This is a genomic window from Kitasatospora sp. NBC_01302, from assembly GCF_035976515.1.
In the GTDB taxonomy this organism is placed as follows: Bacteria; Actinomycetota; Actinomycetes; order Streptomycetales; family Streptomycetaceae; genus Kitasatospora.
Genome location: NZ_CP108404.1, coordinates 8,832,068 through 8,854,149, shown reverse-complemented (window position 1 = coordinate 8,854,149; position 22,082 = coordinate 8,832,068). Strand labels below are relative to the sequence as shown.

The following is a 22,082-nucleotide window of genomic DNA, read 5'->3' as shown; positions in this document are numbered from 1 at the left end:
CCCGCCGAACGGATCGGCGGGTGCGCGGTGTTCGACGACCTTTGATGGCCTTTGGCAGCCTTTGACCGAAAATCAGCGCCCGGTCGGCAGGTTGGCGCCGCCCGTGCAGTCCAGGACCACGCCCGTGATGAAGGTGTTGGCCGCCAGCAGCTGGATCGCCTGGGCCAGGTCCTCGGGCCGCCCGACCCGGCCGACCGGGGTGGTGGCCGCGAGCCCGTCGAAGAGCTCCTTGCGCTGCTCGGCCGGCACGGCATCCCACCAGGGGGTGTCCACCACGCCGGGCGAGACCGCGTTGACCCGCAGCGGCGCCAGCTCGACGGCCAGCGGCGGCACCATCGCCTCCAGCGCGCCGTTGATGGCCGCCAGGCCCGCGGTGCCCGGGAAGGCCGACCGGGCCGAGGCGGCGGTGATCAGCGTGACCGAACCGTCCCGCCGCAGGTGGGGCAGCGCGGCCTGGAGGACGCGGACCTGCGGCCAGAACTTGCCGTCGAACCCGGCCGCCAGCTGGGCCAGGTCGAGCTGCGCGAACGGCCCGACGCCGGCTCCGCCGCTGACCCCGACGACCAGGTGGTCGATGGTGCCGGCCTCGGCGAAGAAGGCTTTGAGGGCCTCCGGGTCGGCCGCGTCCACCCGGTGGCCGGTGGTCCTGCCGCCGATCCGGGCAACGGCCTCGTCCAGGCGGGCCTGGCTCCGGCCGGTGATCACGACCTCCGCGCCGTCGGCGGCGAAGGCGGTGGCCGCGGCCTCCCCGATGCCGGAGCTGCCGCCCATCACGAAGACGCGCTGACCGGTGAAGGCGGGTGCCGAAGTGCTCATGATGGTACTTCCTTCGTATTGTCGAGACCGCTCGTTTCGTCAACCATGGTTGCCGAGACTGATAGTCTTGTCAAGCGGGGGTCGAACGGGGGCCTGAGCGAGGGAGAAGAACGATGAGCGCGGCAGCACCCCAACCGGACGCACCCCAGCCGAGCGCAGCCCAGCCGGACGCAGCCCGGCCGGGCGCGGCACAGCCGGACGCAGCTCAGCCGAACACGGCCCGCCCGCACACCGGGCGCCGCCGCAACGAGGCCGCCCACCAGGCGATCCTCGACGCCGCCCTGCGCCTGCTGGCCGAATCCGACGGCACACCGGTCACCATCGACGCCATCGCCCGCACGGCCGGCGTCGGCAAGCAGACCGTCTACCGGTGGTGGCCGTCCAAGGGCGCCGTCCTGCTGGACGCCCTCAGCGACCGCGCCGCCCAGCACGTCGCCGCGCCCGACACCGGCGTGCTCCACGACGACCTGCAGGCCTTCGTCGCCACCACCTTCGACGCCGCGCAGCAGGACACCACGGCCTCCGCCCTGCGCACCCTGGTCCGCGAGGCCGCCCGCGACCCGCACCTCGCCGAACTCATGCGCGGTTACACCGCCGACCGCCGCAGCGCCCTGCGGGACCTCCTCGACCGTGGCCGCGAGCGCGGCCAACTCCCCCCGGACGCCGACCTCGACCTGATCGTGGATCAGATCTACGGCCTGTTCTGGTACCGCTTCATCCTCGGCCACGGCCCGCTCGACCACACCGTCGCCGAACAGCTCGCCACAACCCTGCTGCACGGCGCGGGTGGGAGCGCCCTGCCGAGCGAGCGCAAGTGATAGGACGGAGTCGAGCCGAAGGAGGTCCGACATGACCCGCTACTGCGTCGACCCTGTGCGACACGAACTCATCGCCGTCTGGGGCACCGGGCAGGGCGAACTCGCCGCGCGCGTCGCCGCCCTCCCGGCCGGCACCGACCTCGCCGCACTGTCCCGCCTGGCCGCCGCGCTCACCCAGCTGTCCACGGCGGCCTGGCGCACCTACACCCACCCCGCCAGCGCCGCCGACTCGCTCGACGTCGACAGCGAGGGCTGGCACCGGGAGCAGGAGCGCCGGGCCTTCGAGGAGGTCCCCCAGGCCGTGGAGGCACCCAACCTCCCGCACGGCGGCACCATGACCGTCTCCTACAGCCCCGTGCTGGAGAACGCGCACCGCATCGGCCGTGCCCTGCTCGCCCTGGAGCTCCCGGAGCTGACCGACACGATCCGCGACGAGACCGCGGCGGAGCTGGCCGCCGTCGAGAGCGCCGAACTCGGCGACCTCACCGGGCGGGCCCAGCAGGCCGTCCTGCTCAGCCGCGAGGGCGCCTCCCCCGTCCAGGTCGCCGCCGCCGACCGGCTGCTGGAGGAGGACCCGTTCGGCCCGTCCGCCCTCTACTCCGAGGTCGACCCGACCGCCGCGGCCGTGGCAGCCGCCCACTGGCTGCGCGCCGCCGCCGAAGCCGTCTCCGAGGCCTCCGGCTACGAGGCGTCCGAGGTGGTCCGGGAGGCGGACACCATCGAGGCGCTCCCCCACGAGACGCCCACCCTCGTCCTGGAACTGCTCGACGCCGGCTTCTCCCCCTACGACGCCGTCACCGGCCTGGTGCGCCATGCCATGAAGGTCGCCGACGGCGTCCTGCCCGACCCGGCGACCTTCCGCGAACAGCTCGACGAGGCCGAGGAGATGGTCGCCCAGTACTCCGACGACGACGGCGGCTCGGAGGCGGTCCTCAGCGGCATCCGCCTCACCCCACTGGACCCGCGCCGGCCCGCCCGCGACCTCCTCGAAGACCTCCTCCTGGGCATCCACGGCTGCTGGCTCGTCCACGACGAGTACACCGAGAGCGACGAGGACGACGAGGACGAAGGCGAAGATGACGCCGAGGACGCGGACGCGGAGAACACCGAGGGCGAGCAGCCGGACGACGCGGCGGACCAGGAGCAGGAGGAGGCGGCGGAACGCCACCAGCACCACAGCCGCGCCCAGTTCGCCGCCCTCGTCCGCACCGTCGCCGCCCGCAACCACGAGCGGCTGATCTAGTGTCATGAGTCTTAGGAAAGCTATAGAAGTATGCTGGGTTCATGGCGCGGATGGGTCGGCCGACGGTCGAAGTGGTTCTGACGGATGACGAGCGTGAGACGTTGCTGCGTTGGTCGCGGCGGGCGACGTCCGCGCAGGCGCTGGCGCTGCGCTGCAGGATCGTCCTCGCGTGTGCCGACGGACTGTCGAACACCCAGGTCGGCGCGAACCTCGGGATTCATCCGACCACCGTGGCCACCTGGCGCAAGCGGTTCGCGGCCCAGCGACTGGAGGGCCTGGCCGATGAAAAGCGGCCGGGCCCTGCCCGCACGGTGACGGACGAGCAGGTCGAGGACGTGATCGTGCGGACTCTGGAGACGACGCCGAAGGGCGCCACACACTGGTCCACCCGCGAGATGTCGAAGCAGAGCGGGCTGAGCCAGTCGACGGTCTCGCGGATCTGGCGCACCTTCGGCCTCAAGCCGCACCAGGTCGACACCTTCAAGCTGAGCAAGGATCCGCAGTTCATCGAGAAGGTCCGCGACGTGGTGGGCCTCTACCTCGATCCGCCCGAGCGCGCCATCGTGCTCTGCGTCGACGAGAAATCGCAGATACAGGCACTGGACCGCTCCGCGCCGGTGCTGCCGATGATGCCCGGCATGCCCGAGCGCCGCACCCACGACTACCTGCGAGGAGGTGTCACCACCCTGTTCGCGGCGCTCAATACCGCCACCGGCGAGGTCATCGGCTCCCTGCACCGCCGCCACCGCGCCGTCGAGTTCAAGAAGTTCCTCGCCAAGCTCGACAAGGAGGTCCCCGCCGAACTCGACGTCCACCTGATCTGCGACAACTACGCCACCCACAAGACCCCGCCATCAAGAAGTGGCTACTCGCGCACCCGCGCTTCCACATGCACTTCACTCCCACCAGCTCGTCCTGGCTCAACCAAGTCGAGCGCTGGTTCGGCCTACTGACGGACAAGCAGATACGGCGCGGAGTCCACAAGAACGTCCAGGCGCTGGAGAAGGACATCCGCGACTGGATTGCCCACTGGAACGAAGACCCCAAGCCGTTCACCTGGACCAAGTCCGCCGACGAGATCTTCGAACGTCTCGCCGGCTATCTGAACCGCCTGCCGAACCCCAACCCCTAGATATGCAGCCGTTCTGAGACTCATGACACTAGCTTGACTCTGCTGGTGATCTTGATAGTCGCGGTCAGCTGCTGACGGTTCGCCCGGCGACAGGGCCTACGACCACCACAATGACACCACCGAGACACCCCTCCGCCGGCCCAGCGGGCCACCTTGACGGACCGGAACTCCCCTCCCCGTCCCGAACGGGCCGAGGAGGGGAAGGGAGGGCAGCCGCGGACCGCTTACGGCTTGGGGAGCGATAGGAATCTGGGCAGGCTCGGCTGAGCAATCCGCCTGGGATTGATCAGCAGGACGTCGGGCGGGCGTCGGCGGCGAGGACGAGTTCTTTGCTCGTCCTGCGGCGGGCGGCCCGGCGGGCTGACCAGTCGGAGACCAGGCCGGCTATAGCGGCTTGGGTCTCGGCGAAGTCTTCGCGGCGGCCGGTGTAGCGCTGCAGGGGCCGCCACGCTTGTACTCGGCGTTGGCGTGCTCCACGCAGATCCGGTTGGAGGACTGTGCTCGGCGTTCGTGCCGCCAGGCGTGCTGTTCGCCGAGGGTCGCGTCCTTCTTCGGCTTGCGGGGTGGGGCGGTGACCTGATGTGGGAACTGGTTGGCCAAGCCCAGGTAGCCCTCGTCGACATGCACCTTGACGCCGGGGCGGCAGCGCAGCTGCTCGGCGATCCCCTCGGTGCGCACCGCGGTCTGGTCGTGCATTCGTCCTGGCCGCGCGACCCCGGAGTAGAGGGTGCGGCCGTGGCCGTCGCTGAACGTGGTGGTCTTCATGGTGTTCTGCTTGCGCTTGCCGGACACGAACGCCTTGCGGCCCGGACGCCCGGCCTTCGGGCGTCTCACCTGCACGTCGGTGCCGTCGATACGCAGCTCGACGTCCTCGGCCTCGGCGTAGGCGAACACGTCCTCGATGGTGCGCAGCCGGATGGCGGGCTGGTCGGGCACGGCGAACCCGCGCGCCGCCAGCAGCGGCCGGACCTGCCGGATCGCGGCGGACACCGTGGAGCGGTCCACTCCTAACAGCACAGCCAGGGCCGAGTGCGGAAGGTCGTGTCGCAAGTGCGCCAGCGTGACCAGCACCCGATCGACGAACACCAGACGATGCTTCGGGCCAGCACCGGCCTCGCGGCGGCGATCGCCGCCGCGCCGCTCCCGCAGCGCAGACTCCTGCCGCGCCTCCCATGCCGGGGCGAGCTCAGCGACGAGTTCGGCAAGATGCTGTCGGGATATGCCCGATGGGGCTTGATGAGACAAGGCCGCGCGGGCTGATGACTTCACATCCACGGGCGCCGCGCCTCGCGCCGCCTACGCCTGCCGCCGCTCCCACTGTTCCTTCGTGATCTCGTACCGCACACCCCCGTGCTCGGAACCCTCAACCGCCATCATGTCGTCCGGCGTGGGGATGCTCTCCGCGAGCGTCATCCCGAGCTTCTCCATGACGTTGCGCGAAGGGCGGTTCACGGTCATAGTCTCGGCCCAGACCATGCGGATCCCAAGCTCGGCGAACCCCTTCGCCAGCAGCGCCTGCGAGACCTCCGTAGCGTAGCCCCGGCCCCAGGCCGCCTGGCGCAGGCGGTAGCCGAGTTCGGCCTCCTCACGCGGGCCGCTGCGGAGCGGACGCAGGCAGAACCAGCCGACGAACGCGCCGTCGTCCTTCTCGTGCGCGGCGAACAGGCCGAGGTTGTGATCCCAGCGCTCGTAGCCGGCGAGGATGCTGGGGATGGCGAGGTCGCGGACCTCCTCCGGCGGAGTCGGAGCGCCGCCGGTCAGATAGCGCATCACCGCCGGGTCGCTGTCCAGCTCGATCAGCAGGTCCGCGTCGGCGGCGGCGAAGGGGCGCAGGGTCAGGCGCTCGGACTCGAGGTAGGTGGTCACGTGAGGATCATGGCCGAGGGGGGTCCGACGGTCCAGGCGTTTTCGGACCGCGTCTGTCACCGGGTGGGGTGCTGGAGGAGCAGCATGGCACGGCCGCCTTCACGTCATGGCCGAGGACCCGCCTCTATCGCTCCCCAAGTCGTTAGGAGTTGGCGTGCTCGATCGCCTCGAAGATGTCGGCATCGGTCTCCTGCTGCCAAGCGGGCAGGTCGTTCGAGCCAGCGACGTAGCCCGGCTTCGGGTCCTCAATGTGCGTGTGGATCTGAGCAATCCAACATGTCGCGACGAACCGACCCTTCTGCTCCCGGGTGAGCTTTGACGTATTCCCGCCGCTCACACTGATGAAGTCTCGAACCTGGCCATACACGGCGGCGGCACTCGCGTTCCCCGTCAGGCCCCGAAAGCTGCCGTCAAAAGTCTTGACAGCAACACCGGTTTCCCGGTCCATACCTCCCCGGACCCCGATGTGCCCCGACGCCTGGTGGCCGATCAGCAGCCCGCCCGCCGACCACCAATAGGGACCGGCCACGAAGTGGGGCCCGATGAGCAGCCGCTGCTCACCGGGCCTCACTGTCTTCGGTTCTACGGGACGAGCCCGGTCACGGGAGCTGCTGGTCGGACCAGCAGCGGCGCGATGCCGGTCTCGCCGCTGGTGTAGTGGGCGCCGCGAATGAGGACGACGGGTCGCGCGGCGCCGGACTGGCCCATGAGGGCCGAGGCGGCGCCGGCGAGTTCGTCCACCCGGTTGAGATCGCCGTGGGCTGGGTTGCCGTACAGGTCGGCGTCGCCGACCGGGGGCTTCTCGACGGCGACGATGCCGGCCAGTCCGATCGCGGCGCCGTGGGAGCCTTCGCGGTGGGGGCCGCCGAGGCTGTCGGTGACGATCACGGCGACGGTGGCACCGGTGAGCTCGCGGATCCGGTCGCGGATGCGGCGGGCGGAGGCGTCCGGGTCGACGGGAAGCAGGCAGGCCCAGCCCTCGCTGTAGATGCCCGCGTTGGAGAGGTCGACACCGCCGGCGGTGTCGACCAGCCCGCGGCGGTCCAGGGTGACGACGTGGCGGCCGATCAGGCCGAGGACCTGCTCGCTCTCGTCCAGGACGAGCTGGCACCAGCGTGGATCGCGGCCGGTGCGCTGCGCGAGCTCCTCGGCCCGGGGGCTCGGGGTGACGTCGGCCAGGCGCACGATCCGGCCCTCCGTCTTGCTGACGATCTTCTGGGCGACGCACAGCACGTCGCCGTCGGCGAGCTGGTGGCCGTCCTCGGCGCCGGCCTTGCAGATCAGAGCGGCGATGTCGTCGCCGGTACTGACCATCGGGATGCCGGGCAGAGCGCGCAGCCGCATGTCCCAGGTACTCATTGGTGCCTCCTCGCGGGGCGGTGTGGTGCTGGCAGTATCCGCTCTGTGATGGTCTGTCAGGCGCTGCGCTGGAACGCGCAGGCCGCCATGTCACCAGGCGACTTCACCCGCTCGGTCGGCATGCGCCTGGCCATTGTCGCCACCACCCACCTGCAGGAGCAGGAACTGGAACAGGGCCTGACGCTCGGACACCAGGCCGTCGGGATCCTCGCCCACGTCGAGTCCACCCGGGCCCGCGGCTACGTCCAGGACCTGGTCACCGCCCTCGCCCCCTGGCAGCAGGAGACGGCCGTCGCCGACTTCGTCCACCACGCCCGCACCGAACTCGCCCTGACCGGCTGACCACCCGTACCGGCAGAGAACGGCCTGCTGGATTGTGTCCCGCGGGACACAATCAGGCCCATCTTGGTGGCGGACCGGATGGCCCGTCAGCTCCTCCGGGGCGGCCAGGTCGATCCCGCTGGCTGGGTCCTCGCTCGCCCAGCGGTACGCGGACGGTGTCAGGACCGGGCAGCCATCCCAACCGGCACGTTGAGCGGCACGGATCGGTATCTCCAGCTGGCTGGCGGGCGGAGCCGCGCACGCGACCAGGTACAAGGTGCTGGATGTCGTCACGCGGGCAGTCCACACCGCTCGGCGAGAGACGCAAGCGTTCCTCCGCGGCCCCGCCCCCAGAGCCCGCAGATCCTCCACCAGCCTGCGGGTCCGCGGGCGGCAGCGCACTTCCTGCGGTGCCTCCCGCTCGGCCGCCGGCAGCGTATCCACCACCTCGACCCGCTGCCCGGCCTGAAGGTAGCCGCGGGCCGGGTCCGCCACACATGACGCCAGCCTGCAGTCTGCCTCATCAGCTTCGGCCTCCGCGCGCGTGATCAGGCTTCGCACGTGGTCACGAACCTTCCGCCGGTCCCGGCGTAGTGCCGGCGGGGTCGGCCGGCCTCCTCAGCGTCGCCAGATCCACCCACACCGCCCGCCATCCACTCCCCTGCACAACCGGACCACCACTTGGAACGGGAGGAAGCCTCCCCGGCCCCCGTCACAGTGAACTCGCCGTCAGCCAGCCGCTCGTGGCGGCGGCGAGCAGGAGGGTGAGGTTGAGGGCGATCCGGCGGTCCCCCATGCGCAGGTGTACCGAGGTCGCGCCGAGCTGCAGGAGCACGAACCCGAGGGCGGCGGCCGGGGCGAGCCAGCGTGCGAGGCCGGTCAGCGGTGGCAGGACCAGCCCGAGCGCGCCCAGCACTTCGATCGCCCCGATGGCCCGGACGGCCGGCATCGGCACGCTGTCCACCCAGGCCATCATGGGGCGCAGCCGCGCACGGCTGCGGAGCAGCTTCAGCCCGCCGCCGTAGAGGTAGAAGAGGGCGAGCAGAGCGGCAACGATTCCACCGGCGGCCCTCACGATGCGCTTCCTCGGGGACCGGTCGCCGGGCTGCCGCCGGCCGCCGGGCGCTCGCCGAAGTCGGTGGCCGGCACGGTGGCGTAGCGGCTCATCGTCTCGATGCTCGCCTGCGGGGTCATCGCCCGACCGCCGGCGATCATGTCCTGCAGGTCCCGGAAGTACTGCACGTACAGGTCCGGCGTGAACGTGCTGAGCATGACGGCCGGTTGGTCGGTCGTGTTGGCGAAGGTGTGCGGGGCGCCCGGCGGAACCATCACCAACGTGCCCGCCGTCGCGTCGTACTGGCGCTCGCCGACCGTGAACCGCACGGTGCCGGAGATGATGTAGAAGCCCTCGTCGTGCTGGGCGTGGCGGTGCTGCGGTGGTCCGGGCGTGTGCGGCGCGAGGACCGACTCGGCGAGCCCGAGGCGGTGCCCGGTGTTGCTGCCGTCCTCCAGCAGGCGCAGCCGCGTGGTGCCCAGCACGATCGTCTCGCCGTCGTCCGGACCGACCACCGACACGGCGGGGTCGGCGGTCGGGTGCTCACTGGCTTTCGGTTCGCTCGTCGGTTCGCTCGTCGTGTCGTTCGTCATGCTTCGATTCCACCGCCGGGGCACCGCGGGCGTCCAAGACCTGTTCGATGGCCTCGATACCGTACGGGTATCGTTGCCCCATGGAACTGCGTACCCTGCGCTATTTCGTGGCGGTTGCCGAGGAACTCCACTTCGGCCGGGCGGCCTCGCGACTGCACATGAGCCAGCCGCCGCTGAGCCGGGCGATCAAGCAGCTGGAGACCGAGACCGGCGCCGCGCTCTTCGACCGGTCCTCCGCCGGCGTCTCGCTCACCCCGGTGGGGGCGGTGCTGCTCGACGAGGCGCGTGCCCTGCTCGACCACGCCGAGCAGGTGCGCACGCGCCTGGCCAGGGCGGCCGGAGCCGCGACCCTCACCGTCGGCCTCCTCGGCGACGGCACCGACCCGGGCACCACCCGGCTGGCCCGCGCCTACCGCCGTCGGCACCCGCGCGTCGAGGTCCGCATCCGCGAGACCGACCTGACCGACCCCACCTGCGGGCTGCGCGCCGGGCTGGTCGACATCGCCGTGACCCGCGCGCCGTTCGACACGGCCGGCCTGATCACCCAGGAGCTGCGCGCCGACCCGGTCGGAGCCCTGCTGCGCACCGACGATCCACTGGCCCGCCGCGACAGCCCCGACCTGGCCGACCTGGCCGACCGCCGCTGGTTCCGGTTCCCGGAGGGCACCGACGCGCGCTGGCAGTCCTACTGGCACGGCCGCGAACCCCGCGAGGGCCCGGTGGTGCGGGCCGTCCAGGAGTGCCAGCAGGCGGTGCTGTGGAACGGCACCGTCGGCATGACCCTCCTGGACCACGAGCCGGCGGCCGGCCTCACCGTGGTGCCACTGGCCGACATGCCGCCCAGTCGCGTCCTCGCGGCATGGAACAAGGGCGACACGAATCCGCTGATCCGCTCGTTCGTCCAGGTCGCGACCGCCGCCTACCAGCGGTGAGCGCCGGGGAGGCAGCCGACTTGTGCGCGGCTTCAGCCCCATGCGCGGCTCAGGTCAACAGGTCGGCCGCCCGCACCCGGCGGAGGTGGATGAGGACGCCGTAGGACGGCCCCAGCGCGATGTCGGCGAGCGGGCACGGGTACTCGGTGCCGATGTGGCGCGTGGGGCGGACGGTGTCCAGCCAGGCACGGGCCGCGGCCGGGGCGGTGCGGGCGTCGAGGTACCAGTCGGAGCGGCAGACCTGGTCGAGGGTGTACTCGTTGGAACCGGGAGCGGCCGCGTCCACCGTGAAAGGCTTCCACGGGCCGTCCAGGGCCTGGTCCTTCGACAGGAAGGAGCCCTGGTCGAAGGTGGTTCCGATGGCGAGATAGGCGCTGCCCAGCGCCTCGCGCAGGAACGCACCCTGGACCTTCGGGTACATCACCGGGTCGTCGGTCACGTACCCCACGTGCCCGTCGTGTGCCGACAGCAGCATCCGGTGGCCGGTGTTGCGCTGCCACCAGACGATGTTGTCGGCCATCAGCTGGTCGCGGTAGAGCTCCGCGGCGGTCACCGCCTTGGCGTCGTCGAAGTCGCAGGCGAGGAACCTGGCGGTCTGGGCGATCGACCGGGCGTGCTGCACCGTCCAGGCGAACTCCGTGGCGCCCGCGTTCGGTTGACCCTCCAGCAGCTCCAGCGCCTGCTGGGCGTTGGCCGCCAGGCGCTGGCGCTCCGCCACCGGCTTCGCGATGTAGGCGAGGTAGTCGTCGAGCGGGCGCAGGCCGGTGTAGAGCTCGTCGAGCCGCGCCAGCAGCTGCGGCTCGTGCTGACGGACGTAGCCCGTCACCCGCTCGAAGAAGGCGTCCCCCACGCTGGGCGCACCGGCGTCGTCGCCCATGAAGTGCACCCGCCGGCCGGGATTGCGCCGGTTGTGGTCCCGCATCCACTCGACCAGGTGCAGGAACTCCTCGCGCTCGAAGGGCGATCCGCCCAGGGCCTGCTTCACGACCTGGCGCGCGTCGCCCTGCCCGCCCTGGATGTAGTCGTCGATCAGCATGCCCGAGGGCCAGCCGATCTCCAGCGCGAAGGTGGTGAAGCCCTTCGCCTCCACGAGGTACTGGAAGATCCGGTGCTTCAGGGCGAAGAACTCGTGCGACCCGTGCGTGGCCTCGCCCAGGCCCACCACCGCGGCGTCGCCGATCATCGCCCCCAGCGGCCGCAGATCGGCCGTGCCCGAGCCCGGTTCGGTCGACCGCAGCGGGCGCGCGGCCCGCTCCAGCGCGCGCACCGGGTCCTGGCCGTCGGGCTTCGCCGGCGCCTTGCCGGCCGTGGCCCCGTCAGCCGCGTAGGCCGACGCGGGGGCCAGCAGCGCCCCCACCGTGGCCGCCGCCGCCATCAGTAGCGGCCGTCGCCCGAACTGCTCCGTCATGCCCTCGCTCCTCGCCTCGTCCAACCGGCGCCGTCGGTGTCGGCCCGGGAGGATCCCAGCTCATCACCTGGCCGGCGGCTGCTCGTCGGAGCGCAGGACGAGAACGCGCGGGGGACCAGGATCCACCCGCGGCGCCCGGACCAGGACCGTGGTCCTACCCGCGCCCCGGCCGTTGGGCCGGAGCGCGGGTGGGCCGCGGGTCCGGGCGCGGGTGGGCCGCGGGTCCGGGCGCGGGTGGGCCGCGGGTCGGGCACCGCCGGGGGCGGATCCGACCATGGGTGGATCCGACCGTGGGTGGATCCGACCGTGGGTGGATCAGCCGGCCGCGGCCGGTCCGAGGTAGGTACCGCCGGAGGCGTCGATGGTCTGGCCGGTCACCCAGCGCCCCTGCGGGCCCACCAGAAAGCCCACCACGTCCGCGACGTCCTCCGGCTCGCCGATCCGCCCGAGTGCGGTGATCGCCTCCAGCCCGGCCACCGCCTCGGGGACGCCGGTGAAACCGGCGGTCAGGTCGGTGCGCACCACCCCGGGCTCGACCGTGTTCACGGTGATCCCCCGCCCGCCCAACTGATGGGCGAGCGAGGGGGCGAGTGCCGCGAGCGCCGCCTTGCTGGCGGTGTAGCCGATCTGCATCGGGGCCGCGATCCGGGTGGCCGCCGAGCCCATGTTGACGATCCGCCCGCCGTCCCGCAGCAGCGGCAGCGCGCGCTTGACCACGAAGAGCGGCGTGCTCAGGTTGACCGCCAGCAGCCGCTCGAACTCCTCCTCGCTGAGCTGCCCGATCGGGCTGACCGAGTGGATGCCCGCATTGTTCACCAGGATGTCCAGGCCGTCCGCGCCGTGCTCCGCCAGCCCGGCGGTCAGCCCCTCGAAGAGCCGGTCCACCGCACCGCTCTCGCCGAACCGGGCCTGCACCGCGAACGCCCGGCCCCCGGCCTCCCCGATCCGCGCCACGGTCTCGGCGGCAGCCGCCTCGTTGCCCCCGTAGTGGACCACCACCAGCGCCCCCTCGCCCGCGAGCCGCAGCGCGACCGCGCGACCGATCCCGCGCGAGCCGCCCGTCACCAGCGCAGTCCTGCCGTCCAGTTCCCCCATGATCGCCTCTCCTTTCGTGATGCCCCGGCCGAATCCGGGCTCCGATCACCATAAATGACGAACGGTCAGCCCGGCCCCCGCCAAAAGTCCACAGCAAGGAGCCCGCCGCGACAGCGTGTTGCCGACCCACCGGAGCAATCGGCAGCACCGGCCCCGCGCCGGACCGGCCGAGGAGCACGCAGGGGAACGCCGTGGCCTACGACGCCGTCGAGTACGTCTTCACCACCGACCAGCGCCACGTGGGGGTTCGCCCTCCGCACCGCGCCTGTCCGGCCGGGCTGCAGACCGAGGCCGGCGTGATCAGCCGGTTCCAGGTCCGGCAGTGGAGCCCCGCCTTCGGCTTCCTCGCGGAGCACCTGGCGGACTGAGCGCCCGCGCAGCCACTGGCGTCGAACGAGCTCCGCGGGAAGCCCGGTCTCGCCGTCGAGGACCTGGATGTGCACGCCCTCGGCCGGGACAGGAGTTTCGCCGCCACCCTCCACGATCAGCGCGCCGACGTGTGGAGCGGGCCCAAGGAGAAGGTCGTCCACAAGGGACCGGGCTCCCCCTTCGGCCGCGATCCGCTCGCCTACCGGACCGACGTGCCATCCCGCTCCGGCGTCGCGGCAGCCGCCACGTGGCGGAGCACCTCCAGGTCCATCGGCGTCAGCTGAACGTTGATGGTTTCCCCGATCCAGACCGTACTGGTGGCCTTCAGGGTGCGGGCTGTCGCTGTCGACCGGACGCCGGCCAGCTCCGTCACCGTGTACGGGGCCGGGATCGTCTCGACGGTCCTCCCCTGGTGCCAGCGCAGCACGGCCTGCCCGTCGGCCGGCGCCTCGAAGAGCAGCACGCCGAGTGCGGGGCGCGGTCCATCGATCCGCACCGCTCGCGCGTACAGGCTCGCGCCGCGGGCGAGGGCCGCGACATCCGCGCGCGCCGAACGCGCCGGAATGCCGCCGATGGCGACGAGCAGCCGGTCGACCCGACGCCGCATCATCGCCGAGGTGGGCTGTGCCCCTGCCACCTGCTGCTGCAGCCGACGCGGCAGCGCTGCCATGACGACGCTCAGCACCAGCAGACCGGTGACGAACTCGATGAGCGTCAGCAACAGCCTGCTCACGTCGTCCACGCCGAACAGGTTCCCCACCAAGGTCCCCACGACGAGCGCCGCCAGAACAGCGCCGTAACCCAAGGTGATCAGTAGTCTCATTGCCACACTCTTCATCTCGTCCATCTGTCAGCGAGCAGTGATGGTAGACGATGCTGGAGCGCGCGGCGTTCGCGCCGGGAGGCCTGGCACTGACTGCCCGTAGCCTGCTGACCTGCCGCCAGAGCGGCGGCCACCAGCGGAAACCGGTTGGCCGGTCGCACGATCCGACTGGAACAATCGCCGCCGTGACAGTGCAAGCGCCCCTGACCTACCGGGCCTTCGGCGCCGCCGGGACGGTCGGAGAGTTCGAGACCCACCTGACCCTCGCCGCGACGGACGCCGAAGCCCTGCCCGACACCCGGCCCGATGCCCTACCGGCCCTCGCCCGCTGGGCGCAGGCGCACGGGCTGAAGTACACCCACATCGTGCTGGCCCGCGGGCAGCACCCCTCGCAGCCGATGCTGTCCTGGAGGGCGGCGGGCACGTTCCAGGAGCAGCTCGACCGGGCCGAGCGGCTGACGGCCGCGCTGCGCACCGACGGCTTCACCCCGGTGCGGGTGAAGTGCGAGGCCGCGCCGTGGGCCCCGGGCGTGCCGTGCAGTGACAGCGAGGCCGAACTCCTCGGCCCGGAGCACTACTTCGAGCACCACCTCAAGGTGCTGCTGGCGCCCGGTGAGCGTGCGGCGCTGGTCCGGGCGGTGGCGGGCCACTGCGCCCACGTGTCCTGGAACGCACGCCGCACCGATCCCACCGGGCGCGGCCAGCAGTTTGTCACCCAGCGCTGCCACGGCGTGGGACGCCGCACCGCCGAGCACCGGCTGGCCGCCCTGACCGACACGCTCGTGGCGGCCGGCCATCCGCCGATCGCGGTGGAGCGCGAGTTCGTGGTGCACGACAGCAACCTCGCCGTGGACGACGGCTGGATAGCCGCCGACGGCTCGACGCCGAAGGACCCGACCCCGTGAACGACCGCTGGCAACTCCTCCCCGACGGCAGCGTGCCGCAGCTGCGGCCCGTCGCGGGCGGCCGCCCGGCCCCCGGCGTGCCGCTGACCCTGCGTCCGGTCCAGGACCCGCGCGCCACCCAGGCCGGCGTCTTCGACCCCGCGCTGAAGGCGCACCCCTACGCCTACCGCGCCGCCGATCCGCGGTTCACCGACCCCGGGCTCGGCGCCGCCTGGTACGCCGCACGGCGCCGGGCCATGGACCTGCTGCTCGCCGCGATCGCCGACTCGCCCTGGGCCGAGGCCCTGGTGCTGCGCGGCAGCGTGCTGCTGCGCGCCTGGTTCGGGGCACAGGCCCGCGAGCCCGGCGACCTGGACTTCGTGGTGGTCCCGCCGCAGTGGCGGATCGAGGAGCCGCGGACCGCCGAGATGCTGGACGGCATCGCGCGGGCCGCCGAGGCCGCGAGCCACGGCCCGGTCCGCTTCACCGCCTCGGAGGCGGTCAGCGAGGACATCTGGACCTACGACCGGGTGCCCGGGCGCCGGTTGCTGCTGCCCTGGCGGGCCGACGGGCTGCCGGACGGCGCGATCCAGCTGGACTTCGTCTTCAACGAGCCGCTGCGGGTGCCCCCGCAGCCGGCCCTGCTGCCCGCCGCCGAGGGGCCCGCCACCGGGACGGCCGGCGCCCGGCTCAACGCCGCTTCCCCCGAGCTGTCGCTGGCCTGGAAGCTGATGTGGCTGGTCAGCGACGCCTACCCGCAGGGCAAGGACCTCTACGACGCGGTGCTGCTGGCCGAGTCCACCCCGCTGCGCTACCAGGTGCTGCGGGACGTCTTCACGGACGGCGAGGCCTTGTACGCCGAGCACCCCGTCGAGGCGTTCACCATCGCGGAGTTGGGCCACACGGTCTCGGTGGGCTGGGAGCACTTCGCGAGCGAGTACCCGCACCTGGCCCGGCCCGCCGAGGACGAGAACGAGAACAACGACAACGACAACGACAACGACGCGGACAACGACGCCGACGACGCATACGACGACGTTCCGTACCAGCTGGTCGACCGCCTCGCCGCGGCGCTCGCCCCCACCTTCGCCGAGGTCGACCCGGCGGCGCTGGCCGATTGGTGGGCCGAGGGCTGGCTGGAGCAGCTGCGCCCGGTGCTGGCGGAGGGCGGGCTGCCCGCCCTGCAGGAGCGGCTCGCCAAGGCGCAGGCCACCTTCGCCCTGGCCCACCGCCTCACCAAGCGCCTCCTCGGGCCCGGCGGCCCCGACGACGCCGCACTCGCCGAGCAGTTGCTGTCCTGCCCGGCCTGGTCGTACTGGGCGGGCCGGCTGCGCGAAGGCGCCCTGACCATGGAGTGGCTGCTCCGCTGAGCGCCGCACCAGGAGGCCCTGGTCACAAATCGCGTGCCCGCAGCCCGCGGGCGCGCTACCCTCGCGGTATGAACGTCACCGGCCGAAGCACCAGCGCGACCGCGCGAGCGACCAGCTCGCCGGTTGCCGCCGCCTGACGTACGTCCCACCCCCACCGGCGACCGGAAACGGTCCGCCGGTGCGTTCATGCCCGCTCCACGCTCCGGTTCCGACGCTCGTGCGGACCGTTCTCCGGTGCCTCCCCGCTCGCACCCGCGAAGGAGCACCCCATGGGCACCGACATGAACACCGGCCTGAACACCGACGTGAACACCAGCATGAACACCCACCTGGACACCGACCGGATCGTCCGCACGTTCGTCGAGTACTACGAGGACCGCGGCCACCGCAGCATCACCGGCTCGACCCTGCTCCCGCCGCCCGGCGACCCGGTGCTCTTCACCACCTCGGGCATGCACCCGCTCACCCCCTACCTCGAAGGCCGCCCCCACCCGCTGGGCCGACGGCTGGTCAACGTGCAGCGCTGCCTGCGCACCACGGATCTCGACGAGGTCGGCGACCGCACCCATCTGACCGTCTTCGAGATGCTCGGCACCTGGTCGCTCGGCGACTACGAGGGCCCGCAGAGCCTCGACTGGGGCTACGGGCTGCTCACCGAGGGGTTCGGCATCGACCCCCGACTGCTGCACGCCACGGTCTTCGGCGGCGACGAGCGGACGGGCCCGGACACCGCCTCCCTGGAGGTGTGGCAGCAGCACGGCGTGCCGGTGGAACTCACCTGTGAGGACAACTGGTGGTCCAACGGTCCCACCGGCCCGTGCGGCCCCGACTCGGAGATCTTCCTGTGGACCGGCGACACCCCGCCGGAGTCGACGCCGACCGGTGACGACCGCTGGGTGGAGGTGGGCAACCACGTGATGATGCGCCACCGGCGGCTCGACGACGGCTCGCTCGTATCGCTCCCCCAGCGCAACATCGACACCGGACACGGCCTGGAGCGGCTCGCCTCGCTGCTGCAGGGCCGGCGCTCGGTGTTCGAGTGCGACGTCTTCGACCCCTGGCGCCGGCTCGTGCCGCCGCTGTGGGAGCTGGACGAACCGTCACTGCGGCTGGTCTGCGACCACCTGCGCTCGGCCGTCGTGGTGATCGGCGACGGGGTGCGCCCGAGCAGCACCGGCCGCGGCTATGTGCTGCGCCGGCTGGTGCGCCGGGTGCTCACCGTGCTGCGGCGCGACGACCCGGGGCGCACCCTGGCCGATCTGCCGCAGGAGCTGGTCCGGCACACCCTGGGCCGCTTCCGCCAGGACGAGGACCCGGAGCTGGTGCGCCGGACGCTGCTCGACGAGGAGCGCCGCTTCGGCCGCCTGCTGGAGCGCGGCCGGCAGGTGCTGGCCCGGCCCCGGTTCCGCGGGCCATTGGGCGAGGAGGACTTCCACTACCTCCACGACACCCACGGCCTGCCCCGCGACCTCGTGCTGCACCTGCGGCCGGGCGTCAGCTGAGCAGGGCCCGCCCATACCAGTCCTGGGCGTCGGCGACACCGGGCAGCACGAAGAAGTAGCCGCCGCCGAAGGGCTGGACGTAGTCGATCAGGGGCTCGTTGACCAGCCGGGTCTGGACGGTCTCGAACTGGCGCTTCACGTCCTGCTGGTAGCAGGCGAAGATGTGCCCGGACTGGATGTTGCCGTTCTGGTCCAGCCCCAGGTCGTAGTTGTAGGAGCGGCGCAGCAGGCGCTGGTCGGCAGTGTCGGGGGTGCGGGGGTTGGCGAGCCGGATGTGCGAGTCGAGCGGGATGACGTTGCCCTTGGGGTCGGCGCCGTAGTCCGGGGTGTCGAACTCGTTGGTGCCGTCCAGCGGTGCGCCGGTGTCGCGGCGGCGGCCGAACATGTTCTCCTGCTCGCTGATGGAGACCCGGTCCCAGAACTCGACGAGCATCCGGATGAGCCGGACGACCTGGTAGGAGCCGCCCTGGGCCCAGGCGGGCTCGGTGGGGTCGTCGACCCAGATCAGCTGCTCGGCGGTGCCGCCGGTGGGGTTGGCGGTACCGTCCTTGAAGCCGAGCAGGTTACGGCCGGTGCCGGAGGGCCGGGGCGGGGAGTTGTAGCCCTCGATCTTCCAGCGCAGCTGCATGGCGCCGCGGGTGTGCTTGGCGATGTCGCGGATGGTGTGGTGGACGGTGTCGGGGTGGTTGGCGCAGATCTGGAGCAGCAGGTCGCCGTGCAGCCAGGCCGGTTCGGGCGAGTCGTTGGGGAAGATGCGCATCGGCGTGAGGTTCTTCGGCTTGTGCCCGCCGAGGCCGAAGCGGTCGTCGAAGAGGCTGGCGCCCACCGAGGTGGTGACGGTCAGTCCGTCGGCCGGTATGTCCGGGCCGAGGACGTCGCTGTCGGCCGGGGGCTGGCCGACGCCCAGGTCCGGGGCCGCGCCGCCGGTGGTGAGGGCGCGGGCCCGGTCGGTGAGGGTGTGCATCAGGTCGGCGAGTGCGCCCTTGTCCTTGGCGGTCACGTCGAAGGCCGCGTAGCAGGAGGCGTTCTGCTTGCCGGACGGGCCGGGGGTGAGGATGCCGGACTGGTGGGCGCCGTGGAAGGGGTAGGAGTCGGCGGCGGCCTGGCCGCCGGCCGCCGCGTGGGCGTCGGCCTGGGCGCCGCCGATCAGCATCCCGCCGGTCAGTGCGGTTCCGGCCGCGCCCGCGGCGGCACCGGAGAGGAATCTGCGACGGCTGACGTCCATGGTTGAGGGCCCGCTCTTTCTTTCGTCTCGTCTGCGTGCTGGTCTGTGGTCCGGCCGCCCGGTGCCCGGGAGGGTCACTGGGCGGAGGGCGGAAGGCTCACTGGGCGGAAGGCGGGACCTCGAGCAGGTCCGGAACCTGGTCGAGCGTTTCCAGGAGGGTGCCGATGGCGGCGTCGACGCGCTGGCGGGCCGCGAGCGGGATCTGCTGCGGGGCGGTCCAGTTGCCGTTGGTCTGGGTGGCGAGCAGCGCGGAGTCCAGTGCGTCCAGCTGCTGGTCGGTCGTCGCCAGGAGTTTGGGGGCCCGGGCGTTGATCAACGGGGTGAGTTCGGCGAGCACGGTCCGGGTCACCTGGACGTCGGCGGAGGTCTCCGGGTAGGCGGCGCCGGCGCCCTCGTCGTCGATCCCGGAGAGGTGGTCGCGCAGCGCGTCCTCCAGGATCTCGTGCGCGCGGGTCGGCAGGTTGGTCGGGTCACCGGCCTCGTCGTCGGTGGTCAGCTTGGCGCTGACGGTCGCGACGTCGGTGGTGAGGGTGTTCGCCACGGGCAGCAGGTCGGCGGCGCTCTGACCGTGCCACAGGCCGTACTCCAGGCGGTGCAGGCCGGTGAAGCCGCTGTCCTGCACGCCGCCGGGCAGCCCGTCCGGGAGGCCGTCGACGGCGGTGCCCTCGTCGCCGAAGCTGTCGTAGGAGGCGCCGACCTTCTCCCAGTCCAGCTGGGCGGTGAGCCAGTCGGTCTTCGCCTTGGCGAGGTCGTTCGCCCGGAGGTCCGCGGTGATGGCCGCCACCGCGCCGGACAGTTGGGTGAGCACGCCCGCGGCGTACTGCTGGTAGGCGGTGTCGGGCGGGGTGAGGTCGTCGACGCTGACCGGCTTCACGGCCAGCGGCGCCGTCCGGCCGGTGTGACCGCTGACCGCCACGGTGGCGGAGGAGGTGGTCCTCCCCGACATCAGGCAGTTGATGGTGTAGGCGCCGCTGCCCAGGGTGGCCGTCATCTGAGCGGTGGTGGCCGGGCCGATCGTCTCGATCTCGGCGACCACCGCGCCGCTGGAGTTGACCAGGTTGATCTCACCGGACTGGCCGGACTTGTTGTCGACCGAGAAGGTCTGCGTGCCGGTGTGGCCGGAGGTCCACTCGTCGGCGCACGTCTTGCGGGTCACCGTGACCGCTTCGACGGCCGCGGCGCTGCCGTCGGGCAGCAGCGCGATCGCGGTCGTGGCGGCCAGCGCGGGCACCACCACCAGCACCCCGGCCACCGTCCACAGGCGGCCGCCGGCCAGGCGCTCCCACCGGTCCGCGCGGGCCGGCTCCGGGGTGGCGGCGGCCGGCTCCGGCGCGGGGGTCGCAGCGGCCGCTCGCGCCGCGGGGGCGGGCGCCGGGCGGCCGGCCCGGACGAACAGCGGGACCACCACGGCCAGGTACACCGCCCAGGCCACGACCTGCAGCACCGTCATCCTCGGTGCCAGGTCGGTGAACCCGGTGATGATCGAGACCCACCACGAGCCCGGGTCCAGGTGTGCGCTCAGGTCGAACGCCACCCAGTGGCTGCCCGGCAGCAGCCCCGCGTCCTGCAGGTCCCCGAGGCCGTAGGAGAGCACCCCGGCGGCGATCACCACCAGCGCGAGCGCGGTCCGGCCGAAGAAGACACCGAGGTTCAGCCGCACCGCCTGCCGGTAGAGCAGCCAGCAGAGCGCCACCGCGCCCGCCAGCCCCAGCCCGGCGCCGACCAGCGGGGCCAGCGTCGAGCCGGAGGCCTTGACGGCCGTCCACAGGAACAGCGTCGTCTCCAGGCCCTCCCGGCCGACGGCGAGAAAGGCCGTCAGCGCCAGGGCGCCCGCGCCGATCGCGCTCGCCCGCTCCACCTCCCCGCGCAACTGCCGGGCGAGATGGGCGGCGGTGCGCCGCATCCAGAACACCATGGCGGTCACCAGGCCGACCGCCAGCACGCTCAGCAGTCCGCCGACCGCCTCCTGCCCCGCGCTGGACAGCACGCTGGTGGAGAACGTCAGCACGGCCGCGAAGGCCGCGGCGACCGTCACCGCGCCCAGCACGCCCAGCCAGACGGGTGCCCGCGACACCCGCCGACCGCCGTCCGCGGTCCGGCGCAGCGCGGCCAGCAGGATACTCACGACGAGCCCGGCCTCAAGGCCTTCGCGCAAGCCGATCAACAGGTTTGGTACCGCCTCAGCCCAGTTCACGGCCGATAAGGTAAGCCATGCCTAACCAGCGCGTCCAGCCTCCGGCAGGGGCAGTCGGAGCACGACCCCGCGCACATTCAGACTACTGCCAACTTGGGCTTCAATCCTGGACGTTGACCGATTTCCCCACGCGCGAACCGGTCACTCGCGAGCCGGATCACCCCACCCGCACCGGCCACCTTGACCGCGACCCGGCGGAACTTTGGGGGAATCTTGAAGATTGAGGTTAGGCTAACCTAACTTCAGGGTCTCGGGCCTGCCGAGCCGCCACGTCCGCCATGGGAGGAGACCGGCATGGGTCACGGCTGGGAGGGCGTCGTCCTCAAGCTGATGCGCGGCAAGGACTACGAGTTCACGGTGACCGGGGTCGAGCAGATCACCGAGCACTACCGGCGGGTGTCCTGCACCGACGGCGGGATGCTGGCGGCGACCGGGGTGCACCCCACGATGTGGGTGCGCCTGTGGTTCGACGACAACGGCCGTCCGCACCAACGGGCCTACACCCTGGTGGAGCCGGATCCCGCGACGGGCACCTTCCACCTGGAGTTCGCGCTGCACGACGGCTGCGCGAGCCGCTGGGCCCGTGCGGCACGACCCGGCGACCGGATCCAGGCCACCGTGCAGGGCACCGGCTTCCCCCTGCCGCACCCGCCGCCGGGACACCTGCTGGCGGTCGGCGACTGCGCCTCGCTGCCGGCGGTCAACTCCCTGCTCGCCGCACTGCCCGGCACACCCGCGCAGGTCTGGCTGGAGACCCAGCACGACACGGACGCCGAGCTGCCGGTCGGGCCGGACGACGGCTCCTGCCGGGTCCGGCGGGTGGCCCGGCGCCGGGGCGGTGCGGACCTGGTGGCCGAGGTCCGCAGCGCCCTGACGGCCATGACGCCCGCCGAACTGGCCGACGCCTACCTCTGGTTCACCTGCGACACCGCCACCACCCGTGCGCTGGCCCAGCTGGCCCGCAAGGAGCTCGGCCTGGCCCGCGGCCAGTTGCACGCCCTCGGCTACTGGCGGCCCTGACCACGGCACCCGGACCGGCCTTCGGGCCGATATCCGGGCCGATATCCGGGCCGACCCC

At 72.2% G+C, this 22,082-nt stretch carries 20 protein-coding genes and 2 pseudogenes; 10 read left to right on the top strand and 12 right to left on the bottom strand.

Going from position 1 to position 22,082, the window contains the following annotated elements; translation table 11 throughout:
• Positions 1-72 precede the first annotated feature (72 nt).
• Positions 73-816: an SDR family oxidoreductase gene (locus tag OG294_RS38635; protein WP_327071246.1), complete on the bottom strand. Its 744-nt coding sequence runs from the start codon at positions 814-816 to the stop codon at positions 73-75.
• A gap of 113 nt (positions 817-929) precedes the next feature.
• Here OG294_RS38635 and OG294_RS38630 point away from each other — a divergent pair, with 113 nt between their 5' ends.
• The 3 genes and pseudogenes from OG294_RS38630 (at position 930) to OG294_RS38620 (ending at position 4,009) form a co-directional block, all read left to right on the top strand.
• Positions 930-1,634 carry a TetR/AcrR family transcriptional regulator gene (locus tag OG294_RS38630; RefSeq protein ID WP_327071245.1) on the top strand — a complete coding sequence of 235 codons (705 nt, stop codon included), beginning with the start codon at positions 930-932 and terminating at the stop codon, positions 1,632-1,634.
• 31 nt (positions 1,635-1,665) lie between these two features.
• A complete protein-coding gene (locus tag OG294_RS38625) occupies positions 1,666-2,877 on the top strand; it encodes a hypothetical protein (protein WP_327071244.1) in 1,212 nt (403 codons plus the stop codon).
• Positions 2,878-2,918: 41 nt separating this feature from the next.
• Positions 2,919-4,009 (top strand): annotated as a pseudogene (locus OG294_RS38620) (IS630 family transposase).
• A gap of 367 nt (positions 4,010-4,376) precedes the next feature.
• Here OG294_RS38620 and OG294_RS38615 read toward each other — a convergent pair.
• From OG294_RS38615 to cofE, 4 genes and pseudogenes are all read right to left on the bottom strand, one after another.
• Positions 4,377-5,278, bottom strand: a pseudogene (locus OG294_RS38615) (transposase family protein); the annotation flags it as partial.
• A gap of 27 nt (positions 5,279-5,305) precedes the next feature.
• Complete coding sequence (locus OG294_RS38610) at positions 5,306-5,875, bottom strand: GNAT family N-acetyltransferase (RefSeq protein ID WP_327071243.1); 570 nt, start codon at positions 5,873-5,875, stop codon at positions 5,306-5,308.
• A gap of 142 nt (positions 5,876-6,017) precedes the next feature.
• Positions 6,018-6,446 (bottom strand): hypothetical protein, encoded by a 429-nt coding sequence (locus tag OG294_RS38605; protein ID WP_327071242.1) that lies wholly within the window; start codon positions 6,444-6,446, stop codon positions 6,018-6,020.
• Positions 6,447-6,457: 11 nt separating this feature from the next.
• Positions 6,458-7,234, bottom strand: a complete 777-nt coding sequence (cofE, locus tag OG294_RS38600) for a coenzyme F420-0:L-glutamate ligase (RefSeq protein WP_327071241.1) — start codon at positions 7,232-7,234, stop codon at positions 6,458-6,460.
• Positions 7,235-7,279: 45 nt separating this feature from the next.
• On the opposite strand from cofE, the gene OG294_RS38595 reads away from it, so the two are divergent.
• A complete protein-coding gene (locus tag OG294_RS38595) occupies positions 7,280-7,576 on the top strand; it encodes a hypothetical protein (RefSeq protein ID WP_327071240.1) in 297 nt (98 codons plus the stop codon).
• A 691-nt stretch (positions 7,577-8,267) separates the two neighbouring features.
• Here the strand turns inward: OG294_RS38595 and OG294_RS38590 are convergent.
• Together OG294_RS38590 and OG294_RS38585 are read right to left on the bottom strand one after the other, a co-directional pair.
• On the bottom strand, positions 8,268-8,630 hold the full coding sequence (locus tag OG294_RS38590) for a DoxX family protein (protein WP_327071239.1): 363 nt from the start codon (positions 8,628-8,630) through the stop codon (positions 8,268-8,270).
• The gene (locus OG294_RS38585) at positions 8,627-9,202 is read right to left on the bottom strand and encodes a cupin domain-containing protein (RefSeq protein WP_327071238.1); all 576 of its coding nucleotides are present in this window, start codon (positions 9,200-9,202) and stop codon (positions 8,627-8,629) included. Before OG294_RS38585 ends, OG294_RS38590 begins: the two co-directional genes overlap by 4 nt.
• 80 nt (positions 9,203-9,282) lie before the next feature.
• Here OG294_RS38585 and OG294_RS38580 point away from each other — a divergent pair, with 80 nt between their 5' ends.
• The gene (locus OG294_RS38580; protein WP_327071237.1) at positions 9,283-10,134 is read left to right on the top strand and encodes a LysR family transcriptional regulator; all 852 of its coding nucleotides are present in this window, start codon (positions 9,283-9,285) and stop codon (positions 10,132-10,134) included.
• Between the two features lie 49 nt (positions 10,135-10,183).
• Here OG294_RS38580 and OG294_RS38575 read toward each other — a convergent pair whose 3' ends face one another.
• Both OG294_RS38575 and OG294_RS38570 read right to left on the bottom strand, forming a co-directional pair.
• Positions 10,184-11,542, bottom strand: coding sequence for an erythromycin esterase family protein (locus OG294_RS38575; protein WP_327071236.1), 1,359 nt, complete (start codon positions 11,540-11,542; stop codon positions 10,184-10,186).
• 315 nt (positions 11,543-11,857) lie between these two features.
• Positions 11,858-12,637, bottom strand: coding sequence for an SDR family oxidoreductase (locus OG294_RS38570; RefSeq protein WP_327071235.1), 780 nt, complete (start codon positions 12,635-12,637; stop codon positions 11,858-11,860).
• 191 nt (positions 12,638-12,828) lie between these two features.
• On the opposite strand from OG294_RS38570, the gene OG294_RS38565 reads away from it, so the two are divergent.
• Positions 12,829-13,005, top strand: a complete 177-nt coding sequence (locus OG294_RS38565) for a hypothetical protein (RefSeq protein ID WP_327071234.1) — start codon at positions 12,829-12,831, stop codon at positions 13,003-13,005.
• A 200-nt stretch (positions 13,006-13,205) separates the two neighbouring features.
• On the opposite strand, the gene OG294_RS38560 is transcribed toward OG294_RS38565, so the two are convergent.
• A complete protein-coding gene (locus OG294_RS38560; protein WP_327071233.1) occupies positions 13,206-13,853 on the bottom strand; it encodes a hypothetical protein in 648 nt (215 codons plus the stop codon).
• Positions 13,854-14,014: 161 nt separating this feature from the next.
• On the opposite strand from OG294_RS38560, the gene OG294_RS38555 reads away from it, so the two are divergent.
• The 3 genes from OG294_RS38555 to OG294_RS38545 all read left to right on the top strand — a co-directional run bounded on the left by OG294_RS38555 (position 14,015) and on the right by OG294_RS38545 (position 17,585).
• Positions 14,015-14,734, top strand: coding sequence for a hypothetical protein (locus tag OG294_RS38555; protein WP_327071232.1), 720 nt, complete (start codon positions 14,015-14,017; stop codon positions 14,732-14,734).
• Positions 14,731-16,083, top strand: coding sequence for a nucleotidyl transferase AbiEii/AbiGii toxin family protein (locus OG294_RS38550; RefSeq protein ID WP_327071231.1), 1,353 nt, complete (start codon positions 14,731-14,733; stop codon positions 16,081-16,083). The genes OG294_RS38555 and OG294_RS38550 overlap by 4 nt, the downstream gene beginning before the upstream one ends.
• A 317-nt stretch (positions 16,084-16,400) precedes the next feature.
• Positions 16,401-17,585 carry an alanine--tRNA ligase-related protein gene (locus tag OG294_RS38545; RefSeq protein WP_442789391.1) on the top strand — a complete coding sequence of 395 codons (1,185 nt, stop codon included), beginning with the start codon at positions 16,401-16,403 and terminating at the stop codon, positions 17,583-17,585.
• Here the strand turns inward: OG294_RS38545 and efeB are convergent.
• Entirely contained in the window at positions 17,578-18,810 is a 1,233-nt protein-coding gene (gene efeB / locus OG294_RS38540; protein WP_327071230.1) for an iron uptake transporter deferrochelatase/peroxidase subunit, read from the bottom strand. The two genes, OG294_RS38545 and efeB, sit on opposite strands and share 8 nt — an antisense overlap.
• 97 nt (positions 18,811-18,907) lie before the next feature.
• A complete protein-coding gene (locus OG294_RS38535; RefSeq protein WP_442789292.1) occupies positions 18,908-20,935 on the bottom strand; it encodes an FTR1 family protein in 2,028 nt (675 codons plus the stop codon).
• A 363-nt stretch (positions 20,936-21,298) separates the two neighbouring features.
• On the opposite strand from OG294_RS38535, the gene OG294_RS38530 reads away from it, so the two are divergent.
• Positions 21,299-22,024, top strand: a complete 726-nt coding sequence (locus tag OG294_RS38530; RefSeq protein WP_327071228.1) for a siderophore-interacting protein — start codon at positions 21,299-21,301, stop codon at positions 22,022-22,024.
• Positions 22,025-22,082: the final 58 nt, after the last annotated feature.